The organism is Streptomyces sp. BA2 (assembly GCF_009769735.1).
Taxonomy (GTDB): Bacteria; Actinomycetota; Actinomycetes; order Streptomycetales; family Streptomycetaceae; genus Streptomyces.
Genome location: NZ_WSRO01000002.1, coordinates 2,104,699 through 2,130,862, shown reverse-complemented (window position 1 = coordinate 2,130,862; position 26,164 = coordinate 2,104,699). Strand labels below are relative to the sequence as shown.

Sequence of the window (26,164 nt, the reverse complement as noted above, 5' to 3'; positions counted from 1 at the left end):
CATGCCCGTGGCGAACAAGAACATCCCGGACCCCGGCTTCTCCGACGACGACGGCTCCGCCGACCCCCGGCTCACCGCGGCCCTGACCGCGTGGGCCGAGGACCGCACGGCCCACGGCCCCGTCCTGGAGGCGCTGACCGGAGCCCGGCTGCTCGTCCCCGTGGTCGCCGTGCTCGGCGAGGTCGAGGAGGACGAGAACGGGCTGCGCCGCGAGAAGTCCAGCGACATGGCCGTCCCCACCCTGAAGGCGGGCGACCGCAAGGCGCTGCCCGCGTTCAGCTCGACCCAGGCCCTCGCCCTGTGGGACCCGGAGGCCCGGCCCGTCGCCGTCCCCCTGCACCAGGCGCTCCAGGCCGCCGCGCACGAGCAGGCCGACACGATCGTCCTCGACCTCGCGGGACCCGTCCCCTACGAGATCAACCGGCCCGCCCTGATCGCCCTCTCCGAGGGCCGCCACACCCGGGACACGCTCGCCGACCCCGCCGTCACGGCCGCCGTGCGCGCCTCCGTCGCCGCCGAGCCCGCCGTCCTGCGGGCCTACCTCGGCGCGGGCACCGCGGACGGCACCCTCGCGCTCGTCCTCGACCCCTCGGCGGACCCGGCCGAAGCCGCCCAGCGCGTCGCCCGGCACATCGCCGCCGACGAAACACTGAGGGCCCGCCTGGTGAGCGGCCTCGACCTGGCACTGCTGCCGGCCGAGGCGACGCCACCGGGCGAGCCCTTCTACGTACGTCCGTGAATCACGTACCCAGGTGAGTCCTCAGCCGAAGACCGGGCCCGTGTACTTCTCGCCAGGGCCCTGGCCCGGCTCGTCCGGCACATCGGACGCCTCGCGGAAGGCCAGCTGCAGCGACTTCAGGCCGTCGCGCAGCGGGGCCGCGTGGAACGAGGAGATTTCCGTGGCGCTCGCGTCCATCAGACCGGCGAGCGAGTGGATCAGCTTGCGGGCCTCGTCGAGGTCCTTGTGGCCCTCGCCGCCCTCGGCGAGGCCGAGGTTCACGGCCGCGGCGCTCATCAGGTGGACGGCGACCGTGGTGATCACCTCGACCGCGGGGACGTCCGCGATGTCACGGGTCAGGGTGTCGAAGTCGGGGGAATCGGGGGCGGAGCCGGTGGCGGACTCGGGGGTGGGGGTCGCGTCGCTCATGTCCCATACGATATGCGGAGCCCCACCGGGAGTACGCCGCGGGAGTCCGTGAGGACCGTTCGGCACCGTCGGTTAGCCCCACCCCCGTGGACCTGCTAACCTTGTGTAACGACCGGCCGGACACTCGCGTGCCACGCAGAGACCCGGCCCACAAGTGGAGGCTCCGCTTCCCACCTAGCCGCTCTCCGGAGCGGCGGGTCACCGGTCAGGCGGCCGCAGTCCCCGAGACTACGGCAGGCCCGAGATGCGCCCCGCGATCACCGCGGAGGTGCTCCGGTAGTAATGGAGCCCCTTCCTGTGATCGGTTGGGGCATTTTTTATGCACTCACTCGGTTGGTCGAGATAACAGACGTAACGCGGCTGTCCGCCAGACCGCCGCGTGGTGCTACCGAGGAGGATCCATCAGCGCCGAGCCCCGCATCAACGACCGGATTCGCGTTCCCGAGGTGCGACTTGTCGGTCCCAGCGGCGAGCAGGTCGGGATTGTTCCGCTTGCCAAGGCCCTGGAGCTCGCACAGGAGTACGACCTCGACCTGGTCGAGGTGGCGGCTACCGCCCGTCCGCCCGTGTGCAAGCTCATGGACTACGGGAAGTTCAAGTACGAGTCGGCCATGAAGGCCCGTGAGGCGCGCAAGAACCAGGCGCACACGGTCATCAAGGAGATGAAGCTCCGGCCGAAGATCGACCCGCACGACTATGACACCAAGAAGGGTCACGTCGTCCGGTTCCTCAAGCAGGGCGACAAGGTCAAGATCACGATCATGTTCCGTGGTCGCGAGCAGTCCCGGCCGGAACTCGGCTACCGACTGCTGCAGCGTCTCGCGAACGACGTCGAAGACCTCGGGTTCATCGAGTCGAACCCGAAGCAGGACGGCCGAAACATGATCATGGTCCTCGGTCCGCACAAGAAGAAGACCGAAGCCATGGCTGAGGCTCGCGAGGCCCAGGCGGTCCGCAAGGCGGACGCCAAGGCCAACCCGGGCCGCTCGCAGAACGCCGTCGCGGAGGAGGCCGACAAGGCCCCCGCCGAGGACGCTGCCGAGGCCGAGGCACCTGCCGAGGAGCCTGCAGAGGCCTGATCCGGGACGCGCCTCCCACGCGCGCCCTGGTGACTATCGATACATCTGACGCTCCCTGCCTCCGGTTCGCAGGAACCGGGAAACGGCAGGGAGTGCCACTGACGAGGAGAGAACGGCGCTATGCCGAAGAACAAGACGCACAGCGGTGCCAGCAAGCGCTTCAAGATCACCGGCTCCGGCAAGGTGCTCCGTGAGCGCGCCGGCAAGCGCCACCTGCTCGAGCACAAGTCGTCCCGTCTGACGCGTCGCCTCAGCGGCAACGCCGAGATGGCCCCGGGCGACGCCAAGAAGATCAAGAAGCTTCTCGGCAAGTGAGCTCAGGCGCACACCGCGCCTGAACTCTGACCGGGACCCAATCGATACCGGGTCGTGTGAGTCCAACCACGGCCCCGCTACAAGGAGTTAACAAGTGGCACGCGTCAAGCGGGCAGTCAACGCCCACAAGAAGCGTCGGGCGATCCTCGAAGCCGCCAGCGGCTACCGCGGCCAGCGCTCGCGCCTGTACCGCAAGGCCAAGGAGCAGGTCACCCACTCCCTGGTCTACAACTACAACGACCGCAAGAAGCGCAAGGGCGACTTCCGTCAGCTGTGGATCCAGCGCATCAACGCCGCTGCCCGCCAGAACGGCATGACGTACAACCGCCTCATCCAGGGTCTGAAGGCCGCCAACATCGAGGTGGACCGCAAGATCCTCGCGGAGCTCGCCGTCAACGACGCGAACGCGTTCGCGGCGCTCGTCGAGGTTGCGCAGAAGGCTCTGCCTTCGGACGTCAACGCGCCCAAGGCTGCCTGACGCTGCGCTGAGCTTGAACGTGATCGGACCCGCAAGCCTGTGGCTTGCGGGTCCGATTGCGTCCGTTGTCCGTCGACCGCGGGCCGCATTGGGCTGGTCGCGCAGTTCCCCGCGCCCCTGACGGGGCGCTCTCTCCGAGGTGAATTACATGGTTGCCGCCCCCGAGCCCGAGTTGATCTCCCCCAAGTCGTCCCGCGTCAGCGCCGCCCGGCGGCTTGCCAAGCGGAACTTCCGGGGGAAGGAACAGCTGTTTCTCGCCGAGGGGCCGCAGGCCGTGCGGGAGGCCGCCGCGTACGGCGAGACAGCCGACACGCTCGTCGAGCTGTTCGCCACCGTCGAGGCCGCCGAGCGCTACGCCGACATCGTGGGGGAAGCCCGTGCCGCGGGGGCCAGGGTGCACCTCGCCGACGAGGACGTCATCGCCGACATCTCCACGACCGTCACGCCACAGGGGCTTGTCGGTGTCTGCCGGTTCCTCGACACCCCTTTCGACAGCATCCTCGCCGCCCGGCCCAAGCTGGTCGCCGTCCTCGCGCACGTCCGTGACCCCGGGAACGCCGGGACCGTACTGCGGTGTGCCGACGCGGCGGGGGCCGACGCCGTCGTCCTGACGGACGCCTCCGTGGACCTCTACAACCCCAAGTGCGTGCGCGCGTCGGTCGGTTCGCTGTTCCATCTGCCCGTCGCCGTCGGCGTACCCGTCGAGCGGGCCGTCCAGGGGCTGAAGGACGCGGGCGTGCGGATCCTGGCCGCCGACGGAGCGGGCGAGGACGACCTCGACGACGAGCTCGACAAGGGCACCATGGGTACGCCGTCCGCCTGGGTCTTCGGCAACGAGGCCTGGGGGCTCCCGGAGGAGACCCGCGCACTCGCCGACGCCGTGGTGCGCGTTCCGATCCACGGCAGAGCCGAAAGCCTCAACCTCGCGACGGCGGCGGCCGTGTGCCTCTATGCGTCCGCCCGTGCACAGCGTGCGGCTGGAGGGTGCCGTTCCGTCACTCCCAGCTAGTAGGGTGACGGGCTCGGAGGCCTCCTGCGCCGGTCCGAGAGGTGGGGTACGGGGAATGAGCATCGGCACGAGCAGATCACCGGGAGTACAGGACATCCTGTCCACTCGCGCGGACCATGGCGCCCTCGGTGACCTCGGCTGCCTCGGTGTCCACCCGGACGACCTGCCCGACGGCCTCGTCGTCGCGGACGAGACGGGCCACGTCATCTGCTTCAACGCCGCGGCCGTGCGCATCACCGCGGTGCACGCCGACGAGGCGATCGGCGCGCCGCTGGAGCGGGCCCTTCCTTTAGAGGACCTCGAAGGCCGCCGCTGGTGGCAGCTGACCGATCCGTACGGCGGCCTTGCCACCCGCTTCGCACAGCCCGAGCGCAATCTCCTGCTCCCCGGCGGGCGTGAGGTCCTCGTCTCCGCGCGCTATGTGCGCACCGCGCCCACCGGCCCCGTCCGCCGCGTCGTCGTCTCCATCCGCGACACCGAGGCCCGCCGCCGCACCGAGCGCAGCCACGCCGAGCTGATCGCCACCGTCGCCCACGAGCTCCGCTCGCCCCTCACCTCCGTGAAGGGCTTCACGGCGACGCTCCTTGCCAAGTGGGAGCGGTTCACCGACGACCAGAAGAAACTCATGCTGGAGACGGTGGACGCCGACGCCAACCGCGTCACGCGGCTCATCGCCGAGCTTCTCGATATTTCACGGATCGACTCGGGACGCCTGGAACTGCGTCGCCAGCCCGTCGACATCGGTGCCGCCGTCGGCCGCCACATCCAGGCCCATGTCGCATCCGGCCAGGACGCCGACCGCTTCCTCGTGCGGATACAGCAGCCCATGCCCGACCTCTGGGCCGACCCCGACAAGATCGACCAGGTGCTCAGCAATCTGCTGGAAAATGCGGTGCGGCACGGCGAGGGAACCGTCACCATCGACGTGGCACCTTCGTCGTCCCCGCGTGAGCGGGGCGGGGCCGAGACGGCCGTGACCGTGAGCGACGAGGGAAGCGGCATTCCGGAGGAATCGATGGGCCGCGTCTTCACCCGCTTCTGGCGGGGCAGCAAGCGCGGCGGGACGGGACTCGGCTTGTACATCGTGAAGGGCATCGTGGAGGCGCACGGCGGGACGATCACCGTCGGCCGCGCGCCCGGTGGCGGCGCCCAGTTCCGATTTACGTTGCCCGTGGGCACTCCGGCGTATCTCCTCTGATCCCCTCACCGATCAGTTCTTGATCCGCCCGAGCACCGCCCGCGGGCTCATTCACCTGCGTCACCCCCGTTAGACTCGATCCTTGGCACGTTTGCGTCCCCCTATGTGGACGATTCGTCTCCGAGTCGTAGACGGGGACCATCACCAGCCAACCGGAAGCACGGGAAGAGATGTCGGCACCGAACAAGTCGTACGACCCTGTTGAGGTCGAGGCACTGAAACCTGAAGAGATCGAGCGCATGCGGGCCGAGGCGCTTGCCGCCTTCGCCGCCGCGGGCGACCTCGAACAGCTCCAGGAGGCCAAGGTCGCGCACACCGGCGGCACCTCGCCGCTGGCGCTCGCCAACCGCGAGATCGGCGCGCTGCCCCCGCAGGCCAAGGCCGAGGCCGGCAAGCGCGTCGGCATGGCGCGCGGCGCGGTCAGCAAGGCGCTCGCCGCCCGCCAGACCGAGCTCGAGGCCGAGCGCGACGCCCGGGTGCTCGTCGAGGAGGCAGTGGACGTCACGCTGCCGTACGACCGCGTCCCGGCCGGTGCCAGGCACCCGCTGACCACGTTCATGGAGCGCGTCGCGGACGTCTTCGTCGCCATGGGCTACGAGATCGCGGAGGGCCCCGAGGTCGAGGCGGAGTGGTTCAACTTCGACGCCCTGAACTTCACCCCGGACCACCCGGCCCGGCAGATGCAGGACACCTTCTTCGTCGAGGGACCCAAGGGGACGGAAGGCGACGAGTCCGGTGTCGTGCTGCGCACCCACACCTCCCCGGTGCAGGCCCGCGCGATGCTCGACCGCGAGCCGCCCGTCTACATCGTCTGCCCCGGCCGTGTGTACCGCACGGACGAGCTGGACGCGACGCACACCCCGGTCTTCCACCAGATCGAGCTGCTCGCCGTGGACGAGGGCCTGACCATGGCCGACCTCAAGGGCACCCTTGACCACATGGTCCAGTCGCTCTTCGGCGCGGACATGAAGACCCGCCTGCGCCCGAACTACTTCCCGTTCACCGAGCCGTCCGCCGAGATGGACATGGTCTGCTACGTCTGCCGTGGCGAGTCCGTGGGCAACCCCGACCGCCCCTGCCGCACCTGCGGCAGCGAGGGCTGGATCGAGCTGGGCGGCTGCGGCATGGTCAACCCGAAGGTGCTCACCGCCTGCGGCGTCGACCCCCAGAAGTACAGCGGATTCGCCTTCGGGTTCGGCATCGAACGGATGCTGATGTTCCGCCACAACGTCGAAGACATGCGAGACATGGTCGAGGGTGACGTCCGGTTCACCCGGCCCTTCGGGATGGAGATCTGATGCGGGTCCCGCTTTCCTGGCTGCGGGAGTACGTCGATCTCCCCGCCACCGAGACCGGCCGTGACGTGCAGGCCAAGCTGATCGAGGTCGGCCTTGAGGTCGAGACCGTCGAGCAGCTCGGCGCCGGCCTCACCGGCCCCCTTGTCGTCGGCAAGGTCCTCACCATCGAGGAACTGACGGAGTTCAAGAAGCCCATCCGCTTCTGCACCGTCGACGTCGGTTCCGCCAACGGCACCGGCGAGCCGCAGGAGATCGTCTGCGGTGCACGGAACTTCGCCGTCGGCGACAAGGTCGTCGTCGTGCTCCCGGGCGCCGTCCTGCCCGGCGACTTCAAGATCGCCGCGCGCAAGACGTACGGCAAGACGTCGCACGGCATGATCTGCTCCGGCGACGAGCTGGGCATGGGCGACGACGGAAGCGGCGGCATCATCGTCCTTCCGCCCGAGCACGAGGCCGGCACCGACGCGATCAAGCTGCTCGAACTGGTCGACGAGGTCCTGGACATCGCCGTCACGCCCGACCGCGGCTATGCCCTGTCGATGCGCGGCGTCGCCCGCGAGGCCGCCATCGCGTACGGCCTGCCGCTGCGCGACCCGGCGCTCCTGGACGTGCCCGCGCCGAACGCCTCCGGCTACCCGGTCAAGATCTCCGACCCGATGGGCTGCGACCGCTTCACCGCGCGCACGGTCACGGGCCTGAAGCCCGAGTCCCGCTCGCCGATCTGGCTGCGGCGCCGCCTCCAGAAGGCGGGCATGCGCCCGATCTCGCTCGCCGTCGACATCACGAACTACGTGATGCTGGAGCTCGGCCAGCCCCTTCACGCGTACGACCGCTCCCGCATCGAGGGCACCATCGGCGTGCGCCGCGCGGAGCAGGGCGAGAAGTTCACGACGCTCGACGGCGCCAAGCGCGTCCTCGACGCCGAGGACCTGGTCATCACCGACGACCGCGGCCCGATCGGCCTCGCGGGCGTCATGGGCGGCGCCAACACCGAGATCGCGGACCTTCCCCAAGCTCTCGACTCCGCTCGAGCAGGGGAGACCCCAATGGAGACGGCGGGTACCACCGACGTCGTCATCGAGGCCGCGCACTTCGACGCGATCTCCATCGCCCGCACGGCCCGGCGCCACAAGCTGCCTTCCGAGGCGGCCAAGCGCTTCGAGCGCGGCGTCGACCCGCAGGCCGCGTCCGCCGCCGCGCAGCGCACGGTGGATCTCCTCGTCCTGCTCGCGGGCGGCACCGCCGAGAGCGGGGTCACCGAGGTCATCGCACCCTCCGCCCCCCACACGATCACCATGCCCGCCGACCACCCGGACAAGGTCGCCGGCGTGGAGTACGGCCGCGAGACCGTCGTGCGCCGCCTCCAGGAAGTCGGCTGCGACGTCTACGGCCAGGACGCCCTGACCGTCACCGTGCCGTCCTGGCGTCCCGACCTCGCCGAGCCGAACGACCTCGCCGAAGAGGTCATCCGGCTCGAGGGGTACGAGAACCTCCCGTCGACGCTGCCCAAGCCCCCCGCGGGCCGCGGTCTGACCGACCGGCAGCGGCTGCACCGCCGATTCGGCCGCGCCCTTGCCGGAAGCGGATTCGTCGAGGCGCCGAACTACCCGTTCATCGGTGAGCAGGTCTTCGACCAGCTGGGCCTCGAACCCGGCGACCCCAAGCGCCGGGTCGTGAAGCTGGTCAACCCGCTCTCCGACGAGGAGCCCGCTCTTCGTACGACGCTGCTTCCGGGGCTGCTCGGCGCGCTGCGCCGCAACGAAGGCCGCGGCAGCCACGACCTGGCGCTCTTCGAGACGGGTCTGGTCTTCCAGCCGCGTGAAGAGGCGCGCATCGCGGTGCGTCTTCCCGTCGACCGGCGGCCCACGGACGAGGAGATCGCCTCCCTGACCGAGGCGCTTCCCGTGCAGCCGCGGCATGCCGCCGTCGTCCTCGCGGGCGCCCGCGAGCAGGCCGGCTGGTGGGGCAAGGGCCGTCCGTCCGAGTGGGCCGACGCGGTCCAGGCCGCGCGCGCCCTCGCCGCCGAGTCCGGCACCGAACTGCTCGTGCGCCAGGGCCAGTACGGCCCGTGGCACCCGGGCCGGTGCGCCGAGCTCGCCGTCGTGATCGACGGCGCGGAGGAGGTCATCGGGCACGCGGGCGAGCTGCACCCGCGCGTCGTCAAGGCGCTCGGTCTGCCCGCGCGCACCTGCGCGATGGAGCTCGACCTGGACCGTCTGGAGGACGCCGGAGCCGGTGTCCCGCAGGGGCCGAAGATCTCCACCTTCCCGGTCGCCACGCAGGACGTCGCGCTCGTCGTCGACGGGGGCGTCCCCGCCGCCGACGTCGAGAAGGTGCTGCGTGAGGGCGCGGGTGAACTCCTCGAGTCCATCCGCCTGTTCGACGTCTTCACCGGCGAGCAGATCGGTGCGGGCAAGAAGTCCCTCGCGTACGCGCTGCGCTTCCGCGCGGCCGACCGCACGCTGACCGTCGACGAGGCCTCCGCGGCCCGTGACGCCGCCGTCGCCCTGGCGGCCGAGCGGACCGGCGCGGTGCTGCGCGGAGCGTAGTCACCGCCAGTAGTCGCCGCCAGGCGCACAAGAGGCGCAAAGAAGGGCGTATCCGGGCCCCCGGATACGCCCTTCACTCGTTTGAGTGACAAGTAAGCCCTCTCTGGTCCGATCGGCTCAGGCGGTCGACAGAATCAGTCCGGCCGCAGGGTCCGTGATCTGTACGGTCTGCGCGGACTGCACGCTGAACAGGGCCTTAGGGGGGCCATCGGCATGATCCGTATCAGGGCTGGAGCTCCCCGACGGGTGTTGCTTCGGGCAAGGAGCCGGGCGAGGGCCGGGCCGAGGGTGTTCCGTGTGGACCCGCCGCGGATCCGGCGCGTTCTCATGCTCGGCCTCCCCGCGGTGTGGGGCGCGGCCGCCATCACGTACAAACTCGTCTGCCCGCTCGCCCAGCGGGACGGCCTCGAGGCGCGGATCGTCACCAGCGCGGTCTTCTTCGCGGTCGGCGCCGGTCTGATATTGCATGTCCGCGCCTCGCTGCTGCGGGAGTTGCGCCAGCTCCGTGAGGTCGCGGGTGCCGCGCAGAACGTCCTGTTGCGCCCGCTGCCGCCACGTGTCGAGGGCCTCACGGTCGCGGCCGGGCGGCTCTCCGCGTCACGCGGCGCCTCCGTCGGCGGGGATCTGTACGAGGTGGTGGCCACCGACCACGGCGTCCGCGTCGTCATGGGCGACGTGCGTGGGCACGGCCTGACCGCCATCAGTACGGCCGCCGCCGTGCTCGGAAGCTTCCGCGAGGCGGCGCACGAAGAGTCGGAACTGCCGCATGTGCTCAGGAAGTTGGAGCGCGCCCTGGGGCGGCATCTGCGGGAGAGGTCGCGGGCCGAGCATCCTGCGAACGGCGCTCCGGCGCCCGACAGCCCGCTGGCCGAGGAGTTCGTCACCGTACTCCTGATGGAGATCGGCCCGGACGGCGAGCTGACCGCGCTCAACTGCGGTCACCCTTGGCCCTACCGCCTGAGCGGCCACGCCGAGCCGGTCACGGGCGGGGATCCGCTGCCGCCGCTCGGTCCCTTCCCGCTCCCCGCCGAACTGTCCCTGCTGCACTGCGGACCGCTCCTTCCGGGGGAGGCGCTCGTCCTGCACACGGACGGCATGGAGGACGCGCGGGACGCGGCCGGACGGTTCTTCCCGCTCCAGGCGGCGCTCTCCGAAGCGGTGCGGGTCCCGCCGGTCGCGCCCCAGACCGTGATCCGCGCGGTGTACGCCCAACTCCTGCGCCACGCCGGGCGGTTCCCCACCGACGACGCCGCGCTCCTGGTCCTGCGCAACGACCGCCGGCGGGTGCCGGTTCAGCAGGGGGAGACGGTGCGTCGGCAAAGCACCATGACATGACGCACCGTCAACCTCCGCCGGCCATGCGCCGCCCGTCCCGCCCTTGGAGTTGTCGGGCAGACGACGGGGCGGACGGCGCCAGTGAGGGCCGCCGTACTTTTCGAGGGGGAGCCGGCGGCCCGGCCGGCCTCCTTGTGAGGAATCTCAGTCAAGCGTGACAGGAGTGGCGACGGCAGAGCGCACACCCCCCGGATTCGGGCGTTCCGTTCACACCCCGTGTGAAGTCACCTCTACTACGCTGGCGACACCGAGTCACCGGAGGGCCTCCATGCAGCCCAATACCCTGCTCGACGCGATCCTCGACGAGGCGGGAATCTCCCACGCGGGCCTGGCTGCCCACGTCAATCAGGCGGGGAAGAGGCGCGGCCTCGCCCTGCGGTACGAACACACCGCCGTCTCCCGGTGGTTGAAGGGCCAGCGCCCGCGCGGCCAGGTGCCCGACCTCATCTGTGAGGTCCTCGCGGGGCGGCTCCAGCGCACCGTCACGCTCGACGACATCGGCCTCGGCGTGCCGGGCGGCCTGCCGGCGGTGGGTCTCGGCTCCGCGGCCTCGACGCTGTCCGGTTTCGTGGAGAGAGCCACGGCCTTGTGGCGCTCGGACGAACAGCAGCGCCCGCATCTGCTCGGCGCACCCGCGGTCACGGGAACACCCGCGGTGATGCCCGTCTGGGAGTGGGAGAACCCACCCGAGGACGTGGACGTCTCGCGCGGCGGCAGGCACCAGGTGAGCACGGCCGACATCGACATGATGCGCGCGGCCCGCGCCCACTACGAGCAGATGTACCGCAAGACCGGAGGCATCGCGACCCGCACCCGCATCGTCGGCTTCCTCAACGCCGAGGCCGCACCTCTGCTGCGCGGCAGCTATACGGACGAGACGGGACGCCAACTCCACAGATCCACCGGCGGGTTGGTGGCCATCGCGGGCATCTGCGCCTACGACTCGGACGCGCACGGCCTGGCCCAGCGCTACTTCCACCAGGCCCTGCGCCTGGCAAAGGCCAGCGGGGACAGGGGACTTGGGGCCTACGTCATCGCGCTGCTCGTCAACCAGTCCCTGTTCATGCGCGAGTACCGCCAGGCGGTGGCCTTCGCGGAAGCCGCTCTGCGCGCCGCGGGGCGCGAGCTGACCCCGGCCCTCGCCTCCGACCTCTACGCCATGCAGGCCAAGTCGTACGCACACCTGGGCGACGGCAGCAGCGCGCTGTCCTGCATCCGGCGTGCGGAGGCCGCGGCGGACCGTATCCGGCGTGGGCGCGAGCCGGACGAGACCGGCTATGTCCAGCCCGGACTCGTCAACGTACAAGTGGCGGAGGCGCTGCTCAGCCTCGGCGACCTCACGGGAGCGTACGAGCATGCGGCGGCGGCGGTGGACACGCCGGCTCACGACCGGGGCCGGGTCCATCGGCTCGCCATGCTCAGCCAGATCGAACTGCGCCAGGGAAACACCGACGAGGCGGTGGCCACGGCGGTGGAAATGGCAGAGCAGGCACGGGGGATGGAGTCCCAACGGCTGCGCGACCGGCTGCGGGCCGTGCGGGAACATCTGGTGCGCAGCGACTGCGCGGGCACGGCCGAGGCGGCCGAACTCATCGACGGGGCACTGCGCGTACCGCTGTGACATGAAGCGCGTACCACTGCTCTGAACACCCTCCTGCTGCGATATTGCCATCTACTCGGCGGAAGGTGGCAGAACCGTGCAGTGGACGAAACAAAGCGAACAAACTGTATATGGAAACAGGTGGTTCACGGTCAATCTGGCAGATGTGGAACTGCCCGACGGCCGGCACCTCGACCACTTCCTGATACGGCTGCGGCCCGTCGCCGTGGCCACCGTCGTCAATGAGGCCAACGAGGTGCTGCTGCTCTGGCGGCACCGCTTCATCACGGACAGCTGGGGCTGGGAACTCGCCGCGGGCGTCGTCGAGGACGGCGAGGACCTCGCGTACGCGGCCGCCCGGGAAATGGAGGAGGAGACCGGCTGGCGGCCGGGCCCGTTACGACACCTGATGAGTGTCGAGCCGTCCAATGGGCTCACCGACGCCAGGCACCACATCTACTGGTCGGATGAGTGCACCTACATCGGTCATCCCGAAGACGACTTCGAGTCCGACCGCCGTGAATGGGTCCCACTCAAACTCGTCCCTGACATGGTGGCCCGCGGAGAAGTGCCGGCCGCCAACATGGCGGCTGCGCTACTCCTCCTGCACCACCTGCGTCTTGGCCAGGACGCGCACTAACGGCCGATGGCCTGCCAAACTGCCACGGCGAGCGCACCTACCGCCGTAAGGGCGAGTAGGGCGGGCAGTGGCCAGCGAGTGTGCTCCAGTGCGGTGATCCTCACGGTCAGCTCATCCTGGTTCTTGGCGCTCTGTTCGTCATGTTGGGTGAGCAACGCGAGCTGTCCGTCGACGCGGGCGAGGCCCACGTCCAAGCTGCGGCGTAACTCGGCGAGTTCCTCGGGGACCACGCGAAGTTCAGGGTCGGCGGTCACAAGTCCGTTCCTTTCTGTAGCTGTCCATCCCCCTGATGCGCACGGAAAGTCAACTCGCCTGGTGGCCAGGGCGGGAGAGTGTGCGAAGGGCATATGCGAGCCCATGGCGCACACGGTGTGTGAACGCCGCGGGCCCGGCACTCGATCGAGTGCCGGGCCCGTGTGCGGTGCGAAGTTCCGGGTGCCAGTGTGAGCCCGGAGCGTGCCGTGTCAGGCGTACGGGTAGAAGCCCGAGCCGGACTTGCGGCCGAGCCTCCCTGCGTCCACCATCCGCTGGAGCAGCGGGGGAGCGGCGTACAGCGGCTCCTTGTACTCGGCGTACATGCTGTCCGCGACCGAGGCGACCGTGTCGAGGCCGATCAGGTCGGCGAGCTTGAGCGGACCCATCGGGTGGGCGCAGCCCATCTCCATGCCGTTGTCGATGTCCTCGCGGCTCGCGATGCCCGACTCGAACATCCGGATCGCGGAGAGGAGGTACGGGATGAGCAGCGCGTTGACCACGAAGCCCGAGCGGTCCTGGGCGCGGATCGCGTGCTTGCCGAGCACCTTCTCGACCATGGACTGCGCGCGGCTGATCGTCCCCTCGGACGTCGTCAGCGCGGGGATCAGCTCGACGAGCTGCTGCACCGGGGCCGGGTTGAAGAAGTGGATGCCGATGACCGCGTCGGGGCGGGACGTCGCGACGGCCAGCTTCACCAGCGGGATGGAGGAGGTGTTGGAGGCGAGGATCGCGTCCTGCCGGGTCACCACCTGGTCGAGCACCTGGAAGATCTCGGTCTTGACCGCCTCGTTCTCGACGACCGCCTCGATCACGAGGTCGCGGTCGGAGAACTCCCCGAGGTCGGTCGTGAAGCTGAGGCGGGCGAGCGTCTCGTCCCGCTCCTCCTCCGAGATCTTGCCGCGTTCGGCGGCCTTGGAGAGTGAGTTGTAGAGCCGGGTGCGGCCGATCTCCAGGGCCTCGCCGGTGGTCTCCGCGACCATCACGTCCAGTCCGGAGCGGGCGCAGACCTCCGCGATCCCGGCGCCCATCTGGCCACAGCCCACTACTCCGACGCGTGCGATGTCGGGCATAGAGTCGGTCACCTCGTGCCTTTCGCTGATCAACGGACGGGCAGTCCCCCGTTCGGATGCGGTGTCTGCCCCAGCGGTGAACGTTACCGCCGAACCTCAGGTGCATGACGTGCCGGGTCGGGCATGCTGTCCGGTACAAGCAGCGGTTCCGGCGGATATACAGGCCAGGGGGCGAGCGGATGAGGCGTATGTCACGCCGAGGGTTCACGATTGCGGCGGCCGCGATGGTGGCGGGGCTCACAGCCGCGGGGGACGCGGCGGCCGTGCCGGGGAAGGCCCCCTCGCGCCGCGAGCTGCGGGGCATGTGGCTGGCGACCGTCGTCAACCGCGACTGGCCTTCGAAGCCCGGACTTCCGGCGGCCGAGCAGCGCGCCGAACTGATCGGCCATCTCGACACGGCCGTACGGCGCCGGCTGAACGCCGTGATCTTCCAAGTGCGGCCCACCGCCGACGCGTTGTGGCCTTCGCCGTACGAGCCGTGGGCGGAGTGCCTCACCGGCGTGCAGGGCAAGCACCCCGGCTGGGACCCGCTGGGCACGGCCGTGGCCGAGGCACACCGCAGGGGCCTTGAACTGCACGCCTGGTTCAACCCCTTCCGTATCGCCAACCACACGGACCCCTCACGCCTCGTCCCGACGCACCCCGCGCGGCTGCACCCCGACTGGGTCGTGCCGTACGGCGGGAAGCTCTACTACAACCCCGGCCTGCCCGAGGTGCGGCGCTTCGTCCAGGACGCGATGCTCGACGCCCTGCGCCACTACGCCATCGACGCGGTGCACTGGGACGACTACTTCTACCCGTATCCGGTCGCCGGGCAGGTCTTCGACGACGACGACGCCTTCGCGCGCTACGGCGGCGGCTTCCCGGACCGGGCCGCCTGGCGGCGCGACAACATCGACCGCCTGGTGCGCGAGATGGCGGCACGGGTGAAGAAGGTGCGCAAGAACGCGCAGTTCGGGATCAGCCCGTTCGGGGTCTGGCGCAACGCCTCGACCGATCCGCTCGGTTCGGACACCCAGGCCGGCGTGCAGACCTACGACAACCTGCACGCCGACACCCGCGGCTGGGTCAAGAAAGGCTGGCTCGACTACATCTGCCCGCAGCTCTACTGGAACATCGGTTTCACCGTCGCGGACTACGGCAAGCTGCTGCCCTGGTGGGCCGACGTCGTCAAGGACACGGGCGTGCGCCTGTACGTGGGGGAGGCCCTCTACAAGGCGGGCGACCCCGCGCAGCCCGCCGCCTGGCAGGACCCCGCCGAGCTGTCCCGCCACCTCACGTACGCCAAGGGGTTCCCGCAGGCGCGCGGGCATGTGTACTTCTCGGCGAAGGAAGTGGGCGTGGACAAGATCGGCGCGATGGCGCGCGTGGTCGCCGACCACTATCAGAAGCGGGCCAGGCCCTGAGTCAGTCGGTGTCCCCGAAATGCCGTACGACGGTGTCGGGGCCCGGTGACATCAGGGTCTCGTGACCGTCCTCGAAGCGGACGCGGTACGGCGGTGTGCCGTTCTCACCGAGCACCTCGATGACCTCCGCGGTCCGGTCGTGCTGACCGACGATCCTGCCGTGGACCAGCAGCCTGTCGCCTACGCTTGCCTGCATCTGGAGCGACCTCCTCGTCCCACCCTGCGGTTGCTTTCCGTGGCCGTCAGTCTACGTCGGGTGGTGTGAGGTAGGCCCTAGCCGCGCGCCCGTTGCGTGACCGCGATGCACACGAGGACGGCCGCGGCGGTCAGCGGCGCGGCGATGGTGAGGTGCTCGCCGAGCAGGAACACCGACCAGACCAGGGTGAGCAGCGGCTGGGCGAGCTGGAGCTGGCTGGCCTTGGGGACGCCGATCGCGGCCATACCGCGGTACCAGACGACCAGACCGAGGAACTGTGAGCCGATGGCGGCGTAGAGCAGCCCGGCGGTGCTGTGCCCGGTGAGCTGGAAGGGCTCGTGCCGGAGGGCGACGGCTGCCCCCACCACGGCGAGCGGCAGGCACAGGATCAGCGCCCAGCCGATGACCTGCCAGCCCGGCATCTCGCGGGCGAGGCGGCCGCCCTCGGTGTAGCCGGCGGCGCAGATGAGGAGCGAGGCGAAGAGGTAGAGGTCGGCGGTCGACAGGGCGCCGCCGCTCTGCTGGATCGTGAACGCGATCACCGCGGCGGCGCCCGCGACGGCAGCGGCCCAGAACGCCCGCGACGGCCGCGCCCCGGTGCGCAGCGCCGAGAACACGGCGGTCGTCAGCGGGAGCAGACCGACGACGACGGCCGCGTGGGCGGTGGTGGAGGTCTGCAGGGCGAGCGTGGTGAGCAGCGGGAAGCCGACGACGACTCCGGCGGCGACGACCGCGATCCCGGGCCAGTGGCGGCGGGCGGGCAGCGGAACGCGCAGGGCGAGCAGGGCGCCGCCCGCGATGACCGCGCTCAGCACGACGCGCAGGGCCACGAACGACCAGGGGCCGATGCCCTCAAGGCCCCAGGCGGTGGCGGGGAAGGTGAGCGAGAAAGCGGTGACGCCGAGCGCGGCCATGACGGTGCCGGCGCGGCGGGAGCTGTGCTGCGTGCCCACGGTTGCTGCGGGGACTGCTATCCGACTCGGGCGAGTAGCGCTATCCTGTGCTGTCATGCATGAGGGTAGCAGTGTGACTGAGCTGGCAAACCGCCTGCGGAACGAGCTGGACCGCTACTCGCCAGGTGGAAAGCTGCCGTCGAGTCGGGCGCTGGTCGAACGGTTCAGGGTGAGCCCGGTGACCGTGTCGCGGGCCCTGGGGCAGCTGGCCGCCGAGGGCCTTGTCGTCTCGCGGCCGGGCGCCGGAGTCTTCCGTGCCGAGCCGCAGGCCACCGCCGCGCCGGCGGGGGACACCTCGTGGCAGGAGGTGTCGCTGAGCGCCGACGCGGCGACGGAGCTGGTGCCGCGCGCGGTGGACGCCTCCGGGGTCCTGGTCACGCTCGCGGCGCCGCCGCACGGTGTCATCGAGTTCAACGGCGGCTATCTGCATCCCTCGCTGCAGCCCGAGCGCGCGATGGCGGCGGCCCTCGCGCGGGCGGGGCGGCGGCCCGGCGCGTGGGGGAGGCCGCCGATCGACGGGCTTCCCGAGCTGCGGGAGTGGTTCGCGCGGGGCATCGGCGGCGCGATCACGGCCGCCGAGGTGCTGATCACCGCCGGCGGCCAGAGTGGGCTCACCACGGCACTGCGGGCGCTCGCACCGCCGGGTGCGCCGGTCCTGGTCGAGTCGCCGACGTACCCCGGCATGCTGGCCATCGCCCGCGCGGCGGGGCTGCGGCCGGTTCCGGTGCCGGTGGACGTGGACGGCGTACGCCCCGAGCTGCTCGCCGCGGCGTTCAAGGCCACGGGGGCGCGGGTGTTCGTCTGCCAGCCGCTGTTCCAGAACCCGACGGGGGCGGTGCTCTCCGCCGAGCGCCGCCCGGAGGTGCTGCGCATCGCGCGTGAGGCCGGTGCCTTCGTCATCGAGGACGACTTCGTGCGGCGCCTCGTCCACGAGGACGCGGGGCCGCTGCCGAGGCCCCTGCAGTCCGACGACCCCGACGGAGTCGTCGTGCACGTCTGCTCGCTCACCAAGGCCACGTCACCGAGCTTCCGGGTGAGCGCGCTGGTCGCCCGCGGGCCGGTCCTTGAGAGGCTGCGCGCGATCCAGGTCGTCGACCACTTCTTCGTGCCGAGACCGCTCCAGGAGGCGGCGCTCGAACTGGTCGGCTCCCCGGCCTGGCCGCGCCATCTGCGGCACGTGGCGGGCGAGTTGAAGGACCGCAGGGACGCGATGGCCGCGGCCCTCCGCCTTGACCTGCCCGAACTCGCCCTGCCGCACATCCCCGCGGGCGGCTACGTCCTGTGGCTGCGCCTGCCCGACGGCACGGACGAGGCGGCCCTGGCGGGCGCGGCGCTGCGCGCGGGCGTCGCGGTGGCCCCCGGCCGCCCGTACTTCGCGGCCGAACCCCCGGCGGCGTACCTGAGGATGAGCTTCGCGGCGGTCGCGGGGGTCGGGGAGATCGCCGAGGGGGTGCGGAGGCTTCGCGTGGCGTGCGAGGAGGTCTGGGGGCCCACCCACTGAGCGGCACCCGCTGAGGCTCACCTGCTGAGGCGGCCTCCGGGTATCCGCCGACGTCGCCCCCCTCGACGCCGCCCGCGTCCATCAGTGGCTCTCCACGGACGCGTACGCGCGGGTCGTCACGGATCACACGACCTTCGCCTGGCTCTGTGACGTGTACGTGGACCGGTCGGTGCGCGGCAAGGGCTTGGGGAGCGCCCTCGTGGGCGCCGTCAGGGACCACCTGGAGCCGTGCGGCGTGCGACGGATCCTGCTGGCTACGGCCGACGCGCACGGGGTGTACGAGAAGGCCGGATTCAGCGCCCTGGAAGACCCGGCGAAGTGGATGGCGTTCGGGCGGCAGTGAGGGGTTCGCGGGGTCGCGTGTACGTGGTCGTGAGGATCAGGTCCTTGGCGGGGCCCGCGACCCGCCACCGCATCCGCCAGTGCCGCTCGTCGTACACCTCGAAATCGCCCCGGTAGAGGTCGAGCGCGCACGGATGGTCGGCGGTGTGCCTGCCGGTGCGCAGGTCCAGGTCGTGGAAGGGGCGGCCGTCGGCGAAGAGGACGTGCGCGGTGGCCGGGTCGTCGCCCGGCACGAAGCGCAGGGTGCGCTCGGCGGGGCGGGGAGTGCCGCGCCAGGTGAAGGTGCCGGACTCGTGGTGCAGGAGGCCGCCGTCGTCGCCCGGCGTGAACACCGTCGTGCCCGAGAAGTGGCCCTCAGCGTCGCCCGCCACATCCCGCGCCGTCCGCTCCACCTGCCAGGTTCCGGCGAGGTAGGCCAGCACATCCGGTACGCCGTACAAGGCCTCGCTCATCGCACATCCCGTCCCGCACCGACCGCCGCGCCTTGATCCAGGCTACGCGGCCCCCCGCCCCGGCCACCGTCCAGGATGTCTACTTGTCGACGAACGCGAGACTGCCCTCGTCGTAGCGGGTCCCGGCGACCGCACCCGCCGGTGCCGCCGCGTCGATCGCCGCGAGCTCTTCGGCGGAGAGCTCGACGGCGAGGGCGCCCAGGTTCTCCGTGAGGTACTTCTCCCGGCGCGTGCCCGGAATCGGTACGACGTCGTCGCCACGGTGCTGCACCCAGGCGAGGGCGAGCTGCCCCGCGGTGACGCCCTTCTCCTCGGCGAGGGTGTTGAGGGCGGTCACGATGGGCAGGTTCCGCTCCAGGTTCCCGTCGGCGAACCGAGGCTGGGTGCGCCGCATGTCGTCTTCCTGGAGGCCGGCTGCCGAGGTGTAGCGCCCGGTGAGGAAACCGCGCCCGAGCGGCGAGAACGGCACGATGCCGATGCCGAGCTCGCGGCAGACCGGCGCGATCTCCGCCTCCAGGTCCCGCGTCCACAGCGACCACTCGCTCTGCAGCGCGGCGATCGGATGCACCGCGTGCGCCCGCCGGATCGTCCGCGCGCTCGCCTCGGAGAGCCCGAGGTGCCGTACCTTCCCGGCCTCGACGAGCTCCGCCATCGCGCCCACGGTCTCCTCGATCGGCACGCTTCCGTCGACGCGGTGCAGGTAGTACAGGTCGATGTGGTCGACCCCGAGCCGCCGCAGCGAGGCGTCGCACGCCTGCCGTACGTAGGCAGCGTCGCCCCTGATCTCCGCCGGCTCGCCGAGGCGGTTGACGAAGCCGAACTTCGTGGCGAGGACGGCCTGTTCGCGCCGGCCGGCCAGGGCGCGGCCGATCAGCTCTTCGTTGTGCCCCGCGCCGTAGAAGTCGGAGGTGTCGAGCAGGGTGACGCCGAGGTCGAGGGCGCGGTGGAGCGTCGCGATCGACTGCGCGTCGTCCGAGGCGCCGTACGCGTGACTCATCCCCATGCAGCCGAGCCCCTGCGCCGAGACGGTCAGTGATCCGAGACGGCGCGTAGGAATGCTGGTCATGCCGGTACCTCCAGGTGGAGCCGTGTGCCCTGTTTCAGGCGGACGGTTGCGACCCTAGGAGCTGGAGTCGACTCCAAGTCAAACGACTTCGGCGGGCTTTGGCGCATTGGCGTCGCCGGAGCGACGGACCGGACGGTGCGAATTCAGCTCTCGTGCGGGCGGCGCCCGGCTGTCTTTCGGGCCGTCCCGTCGCCGTCGTACGTCTCGGGTTCGCTGGAAACTCCGAACGAGTGATCGGCTCGTTGCATAAAAGTGCGGAACTGCGTATAGTCATGCCATCTAGGAGGAGGGTTCCATGGCGGTACGCGCAGCAGTGGCAGGAGCGAGTGGGTACGCGGGCGGTGAATTGCTGCGTCTGCTGCTCGTCCACCCCGAGGTGGAGATCGGCGCCCTGACCGGCAACTCGAATGCGGGTCAGCGCCTGGGCGCGCTGCAGCCGCACCTGATGCCGCTCGCCGACCGTGTCCTGGAGCCGACCACCGCCGAGGCCCTCGCCGGTCACGACGTCGTCTTCCTCGCCCTGCCCCACGGCCAGTCCGCCGCCGTCGCCGAGCAGCTCGGGCCTGACGTCCTCGTCGTCGACATGGGCGCCGACTTCCGGCTGAAGGACGCGGGGGACTGGGAGAAGTTCTACGGCAGCGAGCACGCCGGGACCTGGCCCTACGGCCTGCCCGAACTGCCGGCCGCGCGCGCGGCCCTCGCGGGGTCCAAGCGCGTCGCGGTGCCCGGCTGCTATCCGACCGCCGTCTCGCTCGCGCTTTTTCCCGCGTACGCGGCCGGGCTCGCCGAGGCCGAAGCGGTGGTCGTCGCGGCTTCCGGGACCTCGGGCGCGGGCAAGGCGCCCAAGCCGAACCTGCTGGGCTCCGAGGTCATGGGCTCCATGTCGCCGTACGGCGTGGGCGGCGTCCACCGGCACACCCCGGAGATGATCCAGAACCTCTCCGCCGCCGCGGGCGCCCCCGTCACCGTCTCCTTCACGCCCACCCTGGCCCCGATGCCCCGCGGCATCCTCGCGACGTGCAGCGCGAAGGCGACGGACGGCGTCACCGCCGAGTCCGTGCGGGCCGCGTACGAGAAGGCCTACGCGGACGAGCCGTTCGTGCGCCTGCTCCCCGAGGGGCAGTGGCCCGCGACCGCCGCCGTGTACGGCTCGAACGCCGTGCAGATCCAGGTCGCGTACGACGAGGCGGCGGGGCGCGTCATCGTGATCAGCGCCATCGACAACCTGACCAAGGGCACCGCGGGTGGCGCGGTGCAGAGCATGAACATCGCACTCGGGCTCTCTGAGGAGCTCGGTCTTTCCACGATCGGAGTGGCACCGTGAGCGTCACGGCAGCGCAGGGATTCACGGCGGCGGGCATCGCCGCCGGGATCAAGGAGAACGGCAACCCGGACCTGGCCCTCGTGGTCAACACCGGGCCCCGCCTGGCCGCCGCGGGCGTCTTCACCTCCAACCGCGTCAAGGCCGCCCCCGTCCTCTGGTCGGAGCAGGTCGTCAAGGGCGGGCTCGTCTCGGCCGTCGTCCTCAACTCCGGTGGCGCCAACGCCTGTACGGGCCCCCAGGGCTTCCAGGACACGCACGCGACCGCCGAGAAGGTAGCCGAGACGCTCGACCTGAACGCGGGTGAGGTCGCCGTCGCGTCGACCGGGCTCATCGGCGTCACCCTCCCCATGGACAAGCTCCTGCCGGGAGTCGAGAGCGCGGCGGGTGAACTCTCCGCGCACGGCGGCGAGAAGGCCGCCATCGCCATCAAGACCACCGACAGCGTGCACAAGACGGCCGTGGCCACCCAGGACGGCTGGACGGTCGGCGGCATGGCCAAGGGCGCGGGCATGCTCGCCCCCGGGCTCGCCACGATGCTCGTCGTCCTGACCACGGACGCCGATGTCGAGGCCGACGTCCTGGACAAGGCGCTGCGGGACGCGACGAAGGTCACCTTCGACCGAGTCGACTCCGACGGCTGCATGTCGACGAACGACACGGTGCTGCTTCTCGCCTCCGGTGCGTCTCAAGTCGCCCCGGTATACGCGGAGTTCGCCGAGGCCGTCCGCACCGTCTGCGACGACCTGGCACGCCAGCTCATCGGCGACGCCGAGGGCGCGAGCAAGGACATCCGGATCGAGGTGGTGAACGCCGCCTCCGAGGACGACGCCGTCGAGGTGGGCCGCTCCATCGCCCGCAACAACCTCCTCAAGTGCGCCATCCACGGCGAGGACCCCAACTGGGGCCGGGTGCTCTCCGCCATCGGCACGACGAAGGCCGCCTTCGAGCCCGACCGGCTGAACGTCGCCATCAACGACGTCTGGGTCTGCAAGAACGGCAGCGTGGGCGAGGACCGCGACCTCGTCGACATGCGCTACCGGGAGGTCAGGATCACCGCGGATCTGGCGGCAGGCACCGCCGAGCCCGTCGTGATCTGGGCGAACGACCTCACCGCCGACTACGTCCACGAGAACAGCGCGTACTCCTCATGAGTGGCGCCACGAGCGGTAACACGAGCGGCGACACCAGCAGCAACCCGACCGCGCGGAAGCACACCGCGCTGCCCAAGGCGCAGATCCTCATCGAGGCGCTGCCCTGGCTGACCCGGCACCGCGGCAAGACCGTCGTCATCAAGTTCGGCGGCAACGCCATGATCGACGAGGAGCTGAAGGCGGCCTTCGCGCAGGACGTCGTCTTCCTGCACCACGCGGGCCTCAGGCCCGTCGTCGTGCACGGCGGCGGACCGCAGATCAGCGCGGCCCTCGACCGGCACGGCATCGTCAGCGAGTTCAAGGCGGGCCTGCGGGTCACCACCGAGGACGCCATGGACGTCGTACGCATGGTGCTCGCGGGGCAGGTCCAGCGCGAGCTCGTCGGCCTGCTCAACCAGCACGGCCCGCTCGCCGTCGGCCTCACCGGCGAGGACGCGCACACCATCACCGCCACCAAGCACCAGCCCCGCATCGAGGGCGAGTTGGTCGACATCGGCCGGGTCGGCGAGATCACCGAGATCGACACCGGCGCCATCGAGGCGCTGCTCACGGACGGCCGCATCCCGGTCGTCTCCTCGATCGCACGCTCCCAGGACGATCACCATGTCTACAACGTCAATGCTGATACGGCGGCTGCGGCACTTGCGGCTGCGCTTGATGCCGAGACCCTGATGGTCCTCACGGACGTCGAGGGCCTCTACGAGGACTGGCCGAACAGCGACGAGGTGATCAGCCGGCTGACCGCGAAGGAGCTGGAGAAACTCCTTCCCGAGCTGGCGAGCGGCATGGTCCCGAAGATGGAGGGCTGTCTGCACGCCGTGCGCAACGGCGTCGAGACGGCCCGCGTGATCGACGGACGGGTCCAGCACTCGATCCTGCTTGAGATCTTCACCGACGAGGGCATCGGCACGATGGTCGTGCCGGACGCGCCCACAGACGAGATGGAGGGGGAAGCGGCATGACCGGCAACGAGGAGCTGACCAAGCGCTGGCAGGACGCGCTGATGGACAACTACGGCACCCCCAGGCTGCCCCTCGTCAGCGGCGCGGGCAGCAAGCTTCTGGACGCCGACGGCAAGGAGTACGTCGACTTCGTCGGCGGCATCGCGGTGAACGCGCTCGGCCACGCCCACCCGGCGGTCGTCGAGGCGGTCAGCACCCAGATCGCCTCGCTCGGCCACGTCTCGAACCTCTTCGTCGCCGAGCCGCCGGTCGCACTCGCCGAGCGGCTGCTCCAGCTCTTCGGGCGCGAGGGCCGGGTGTACTTCTGCAACTCCGGCGCCGAGGCCAACGAAGGCGCCTTCAAGATCGGCCGTCTGACGGGGCGTTCGCACATGGTCGCCACGGACGGCGGCTTCCACGGCAGGACCATGGGGGCGCTCGCGCTCACCGGCCAGCCCGGCAAGCAGGAGCCGTTCCTGCCGCTGCCCGGCGACGTCACGCACGTCCCGTACGGCGACGTGGAGGCCCTGCGGGCAGCGGTCACCGAGGAGACGGCCTTCGTCATCATCGAGCCGATCCAGGGCGAGAACGGCGTGGTAGTGCCGCCCGCGGGCTACCTCAAGGCGGCCCGTGACATCACGACGGCCACCGGAACACTCCTCGTCCTCGACGAGGTACAGACCGGAATCGGCCGTACCGGCCACTGGTTCGAGTACCTCGCGCACGAGGGCGTGGAGCCGGACGTCGTCACGCTCGCGAAGGGTCTTGGCGGCGGCCTGCCGCTCGGCGCGGCGGTCGCGTTCGGCGCGGCGGCGGAGCTCCTCAAGCCCGGTCACCACGGAACGACGTTCGGCGGGAACCCGGTGGCGTGCGCCGCGGGACTCGCGGTACTCGACACGATCGAGGCCGAAGGACTCCTGGAGAACGTGAAGCGGGCGAGCGAGAAGCTGCGCGACGGAATCGAGTCACTCGGACATCCGCTCGTGGGCCATGTCCGGGGTGCGGGCCTGCTGCTGGGTATCGTGCTCACCGAGCCGCTCGCGTCCCAGGCGCAGCAGGCGGCTCAGGACGCCGGCTTCCTGGTGAACGCGCCCGCCCCCGATGTCGTACGGCTGATGCCGCCGCTGAACGTGCGCGACGACGAGGTGGACGCGCTTCTGCGGGCCCTGCCCGGCGTGCTTGACCAGGCCACCGCGGCCGACGGGGACGGACGATCCGGAGAATGAGACGACGATGAGCCAGGCGCAAGGCAACGAGCACGCGGAACACCCGGATCACGCCGGGCCCGCCGTGCCGCAGACCCGCACCGCACGCCACCGCCGGATCGTGGACATCCTCAACCGGCAGCCGGTGCGCTCCCAGAGTCAGCTGGCGAAGCTGCTCGCCGACGACGGGCTCACGGTCACCCAGGCGACGCTCTCGCGGGACCTGGACGAGCTGAACGCCGTGAAGATCCGCAACGCCGAGGGCGACCTGATCTACGCGGTGCCGAGCGAGGGCGGCTTCCGCACTCCGCGTGCGCCGCTCGGGGAGTCCGCCAAGGAGGAGCGCATGCGCCGCCTCTCGGCGGAGCTGCTCATCTCCGCCGAGGCCTCGGCCAACCTCGTCGTCCTGCGGACGCCGCCGGGGGCCGCGCAGTTCCTCGCCTCGGCGATCGACCAGGCGGAGCTGCATGACATCTTGGGGACGATCGCGGGGGACGACACGTTGATGCTGATCAGCAGGGAGGCCACGGGGGGTCAGGCGCTGGCGGATCACTTGCTGAGGCTGGCGTCCAACGAGCATTAGCTGGCCCCAGGGCCTCGCGCACCGTCGATCACCGGCTTCGCCGAGTTCGTCCTCAAACGCCGGACGGGCTGGATTCCGCCTGCTCGGTCCGCCGCGCCCGATGCGCCATCCACGCGGCGACCAGCGCCCCCGAGACGTTGTGCCACACGGAGAACACGGCGGCGGGCAACGCGGCCAGCGGGCTGAAGTGAGCGGTGGCGAGCGACGCCGCGAGCCCCGAGTTCTGCATGCCGACCTCGAAGGCCATGGCCCGCGACGCGGGCGGACCCAGGCGGGCCAGCTTGCCCGCGCCGTAGCCGAGCGCAAGGCCGAGGCCGTTGTGCAGGACGACGGCGATGAACACGAGCAGGGCGGCCGACTTGATGGCCGCCGCGCTGCCCGCGACCACGATCGCCACGATGACGGCGATGGTCAGGGCGGACAGCCACGGAAGAGCGCTGAGGACCCGCCCGATGTAGCGACCGAACAGCAGGCGTACGACGAGACCCGCGATGACCGGAAGCAGCACGGTCTTGAGGATGTCCGTGACCATCGAGCCCGCGTCCACCGGCAGGTACTCGCCCGCCAGGAGCAGCGTCAGCGGCGGCGTGATGAGCGGCGCGAGCACGGTCGAGACGGTGGCCACCGAGACGGAGAGGGCCACGTCGCCGCGCGCCAGGTAGGTCACGACGTTGGACGCGGTCCCGCTCGGCGCGCAGCCGACGAGGATGACGCCGGCCGCCAACTGCGGCGAGAGCCCGAGCGCGTGGGCGATCAGCCAGCCGAGCCCCGGCATGATCACGTAGTGCGCGACCAGGCCGAGCGCGACGGCCCACGGGCGCTTGACGACGCCCTGGAAGTCGAGCGGGGTCATGGTGAGCCCCATGCAGAACATCACGAGGCCCAGGAGGTACGGGACGTCTGCGCCCCAGCCCTTGAAGGCGTCCGGCGCCATCAGGCCGAGCGCGCCCGCGGCGAGCACGAGGACGGGGAAGACCGTGACGGCGAGGCGAGCCGCCTTGTCGCCGCTCTCCGTTGAGCTGGGGGAGTTGGGGATCGTCTGTTCGGTTTGCACCCGGCGATGCAACGCCG

Annotated in this window: 26 protein-coding genes and 1 pseudogene; 19 read left to right on the top strand and 8 right to left on the bottom strand. The window is 70.7% G+C overall.

Annotated features, from left to right (window positions below; translation table 11 throughout):
* The first annotated feature begins 7 nt into the window (after positions 1-7).
* Positions 8-739: an SseB family protein gene (locus tag E5671_RS12230; RefSeq protein WP_160503911.1), complete on the top strand. Its 732-nt coding sequence runs from the start codon at positions 8-10 to the stop codon at positions 737-739.
* 21 nt (positions 740-760) lie between these two features.
* Here E5671_RS12230 and E5671_RS12225 read toward each other — a convergent pair whose 3' ends face one another.
* Complete coding sequence (locus E5671_RS12225) at positions 761-1,147, bottom strand: DUF1844 domain-containing protein (protein ID WP_160503909.1); 387 nt, start codon at positions 1,145-1,147, stop codon at positions 761-763.
* Positions 1,148-1,548: 401 nt separating this feature from the next.
* Between E5671_RS12225 and infC the strand changes: the two genes are divergently transcribed.
* From infC to E5671_RS12175, 10 genes are all read left to right on the top strand, one after another.
* Complete coding sequence (infC, locus tag E5671_RS12220; protein WP_336606047.1) at positions 1,549-2,226, top strand: translation initiation factor IF-3; 678 nt, start codon at positions 1,549-1,551, stop codon at positions 2,224-2,226.
* A 120-nt stretch (positions 2,227-2,346) separates the two neighbouring features.
* On the top strand, positions 2,347-2,541 hold the full coding sequence (gene rpmI / locus E5671_RS12215; RefSeq protein WP_135330421.1) for a 50S ribosomal protein L35: 195 nt from the start codon (positions 2,347-2,349) through the stop codon (positions 2,539-2,541).
* Positions 2,542-2,635: 94 nt separating this feature from the next.
* Positions 2,636-3,019, top strand: a complete 384-nt coding sequence (rplT, locus tag E5671_RS12210) for a 50S ribosomal protein L20 (RefSeq protein ID WP_003970214.1) — start codon at positions 2,636-2,638, stop codon at positions 3,017-3,019.
* A 148-nt stretch (positions 3,020-3,167) separates the two neighbouring features.
* Positions 3,168-4,028: a TrmH family RNA methyltransferase gene (locus tag E5671_RS12205; protein WP_160503906.1), complete on the top strand. Its 861-nt coding sequence runs from the start codon at positions 3,168-3,170 to the stop codon at positions 4,026-4,028.
* Between the two features lie 55 nt (positions 4,029-4,083).
* A complete protein-coding gene (locus E5671_RS12200) occupies positions 4,084-5,226 on the top strand; it encodes a sensor histidine kinase (RefSeq protein WP_160503904.1) in 1,143 nt (380 codons plus the stop codon).
* 170 nt (positions 5,227-5,396) lie between these two features.
* On the top strand, positions 5,397-6,524 hold the full coding sequence (pheS, locus tag E5671_RS12195; protein WP_160503902.1) for a phenylalanine--tRNA ligase subunit alpha: 1,128 nt from the start codon (positions 5,397-5,399) through the stop codon (positions 6,522-6,524).
* Entirely contained in the window at positions 6,524-9,073 is a 2,550-nt protein-coding gene (gene pheT, locus E5671_RS12190; protein ID WP_160503900.1) for a phenylalanine--tRNA ligase subunit beta, read from the top strand. The genes pheS and pheT overlap by 1 nt, the downstream gene beginning before the upstream one ends.
* Positions 9,074-9,286: 213 nt before the next feature.
* Positions 9,287-10,408: a PP2C family protein-serine/threonine phosphatase gene (locus tag E5671_RS12185; RefSeq protein ID WP_160503898.1), complete on the top strand. Its 1,122-nt coding sequence runs from the start codon at positions 9,287-9,289 to the stop codon at positions 10,406-10,408.
* A gap of 268 nt (positions 10,409-10,676) precedes the next feature.
* Positions 10,677-12,029, top strand: a complete 1,353-nt coding sequence (locus E5671_RS12180; protein ID WP_160503896.1) for a transcriptional regulator — start codon at positions 10,677-10,679, stop codon at positions 12,027-12,029.
* A gap of 76 nt (positions 12,030-12,105) precedes the next feature.
* Positions 12,106-12,648 (top strand): NUDIX domain-containing protein, encoded by a 543-nt coding sequence (locus E5671_RS12175; RefSeq protein ID WP_160503895.1) that lies wholly within the window; start codon positions 12,106-12,108, stop codon positions 12,646-12,648.
* Here the strand turns inward: E5671_RS12175 and E5671_RS12170 are convergent.
* Both E5671_RS12170 and E5671_RS12165 read right to left on the bottom strand, forming a co-directional pair.
* Positions 12,645-12,902: a hypothetical protein gene (locus tag E5671_RS12170; RefSeq protein ID WP_160503893.1), complete on the bottom strand. Its 258-nt coding sequence runs from the start codon at positions 12,900-12,902 to the stop codon at positions 12,645-12,647. The two genes, E5671_RS12175 and E5671_RS12170, sit on opposite strands and share 4 nt — an antisense overlap.
* Before the next feature lie 210 nt (positions 12,903-13,112).
* On the bottom strand, positions 13,113-13,973 hold the full coding sequence (locus E5671_RS12165; RefSeq protein WP_160503891.1) for a 3-hydroxybutyryl-CoA dehydrogenase: 861 nt from the start codon (positions 13,971-13,973) through the stop codon (positions 13,113-13,115).
* Positions 13,974-14,152: 179 nt separating this feature from the next.
* On the opposite strand from E5671_RS12165, the gene E5671_RS12160 reads away from it, so the two are divergent.
* Positions 14,153-15,379: a glycoside hydrolase family 10 protein gene (locus E5671_RS12160; protein ID WP_160503889.1), complete on the top strand. Its 1,227-nt coding sequence runs from the start codon at positions 14,153-14,155 to the stop codon at positions 15,377-15,379.
* 1 nt (position 15,380) lies between these two features.
* Here the strand turns inward: E5671_RS12160 and E5671_RS12155 are convergent, their stop codons facing one another.
* Both E5671_RS12155 and E5671_RS12150 read right to left on the bottom strand, forming a co-directional pair.
* Positions 15,381-15,575 (bottom strand): DUF1918 domain-containing protein, encoded by a 195-nt coding sequence (locus E5671_RS12155; RefSeq protein WP_160503888.1) that lies wholly within the window; start codon positions 15,573-15,575, stop codon positions 15,381-15,383.
* A 77-nt stretch (positions 15,576-15,652) separates the two neighbouring features.
* On the bottom strand, positions 15,653-16,585 hold the full coding sequence (locus E5671_RS12150) for a DMT family transporter (RefSeq protein WP_160503886.1): 933 nt from the start codon (positions 16,583-16,585) through the stop codon (positions 15,653-15,655).
* Between E5671_RS12150 and E5671_RS12145 the strand changes: the two genes are divergently transcribed.
* Together E5671_RS12145 and E5671_RS45375 are read left to right on the top strand one after the other, a co-directional pair.
* Positions 16,584-18,029, top strand: a complete 1,446-nt coding sequence (locus E5671_RS12145; RefSeq protein WP_160503885.1) for an aminotransferase-like domain-containing protein — start codon at positions 16,584-16,586, stop codon at positions 18,027-18,029. The two genes, E5671_RS12150 and E5671_RS12145, sit on opposite strands and share 2 nt — an antisense overlap.
* 31 nt (positions 18,030-18,060) lie before the next feature.
* Positions 18,061-18,372 (top strand): annotated as a pseudogene (locus E5671_RS45375) (GNAT family N-acetyltransferase); the annotation flags it as partial.
* Here the strand turns inward: E5671_RS45375 and E5671_RS12135 are convergent.
* Positions 18,323-18,823: a DUF6314 family protein gene (locus tag E5671_RS12135; protein ID WP_160503881.1), complete on the bottom strand. Its 501-nt coding sequence runs from the start codon at positions 18,821-18,823 to the stop codon at positions 18,323-18,325. The pseudogene E5671_RS45375 and the gene E5671_RS12135 overlap by 50 nt on opposite strands.
* 79 nt (positions 18,824-18,902) lie before the next feature.
* Positions 18,903-19,889, bottom strand: coding sequence for an aldo/keto reductase (locus E5671_RS12130; RefSeq protein WP_160503880.1), 987 nt, complete (start codon positions 19,887-19,889; stop codon positions 18,903-18,905).
* 295 nt (positions 19,890-20,184) lie between these two features.
* On the opposite strand from E5671_RS12130, the gene argC reads away from it, so the two are divergent.
* Genes argC through E5671_RS12105 form a run of 5 tightly spaced genes read left to right on the top strand, consistent with a single transcriptional unit; the run spans position 20,185 to position 25,093 of the window.
* On the top strand, positions 20,185-21,213 hold the full coding sequence (gene argC, locus E5671_RS12125; protein WP_160503878.1) for an N-acetyl-gamma-glutamyl-phosphate reductase: 1,029 nt from the start codon (positions 20,185-20,187) through the stop codon (positions 21,211-21,213).
* Positions 21,210-22,364, top strand: a complete 1,155-nt coding sequence (gene argJ, locus E5671_RS12120) for a bifunctional glutamate N-acetyltransferase/amino-acid acetyltransferase ArgJ (RefSeq protein ID WP_160503876.1) — start codon at positions 21,210-21,212, stop codon at positions 22,362-22,364. The genes argC and argJ overlap by 4 nt, the downstream gene beginning before the upstream one ends.
* Positions 22,361-23,326, top strand: coding sequence for an acetylglutamate kinase (argB, locus tag E5671_RS12115; protein WP_160503874.1), 966 nt, complete (start codon positions 22,361-22,363; stop codon positions 23,324-23,326). Before argJ ends, argB begins: the two co-directional genes overlap by 4 nt.
* Positions 23,323-24,531, top strand: coding sequence for an acetylornithine transaminase (locus E5671_RS12110; protein WP_160503872.1), 1,209 nt, complete (start codon positions 23,323-23,325; stop codon positions 24,529-24,531). The genes argB and E5671_RS12110 overlap by 4 nt, the downstream gene beginning before the upstream one ends.
* Positions 24,532-24,538: 7 nt before the next feature.
* Positions 24,539-25,093, top strand: coding sequence for an arginine repressor (locus E5671_RS12105; protein WP_160503870.1), 555 nt, complete (start codon positions 24,539-24,541; stop codon positions 25,091-25,093).
* A gap of 52 nt (positions 25,094-25,145) precedes the next feature.
* On the opposite strand, the gene E5671_RS12100 is transcribed toward E5671_RS12105, so the two are convergent.
* Positions 25,146-26,147 carry a bile acid:sodium symporter family protein gene (locus tag E5671_RS12100; RefSeq protein ID WP_336605738.1) on the bottom strand — a complete coding sequence of 334 codons (1,002 nt, stop codon included), beginning with the start codon at positions 26,145-26,147 and terminating at the stop codon, positions 25,146-25,148.
* Positions 26,148-26,164: the final 17 nt, after the last annotated feature.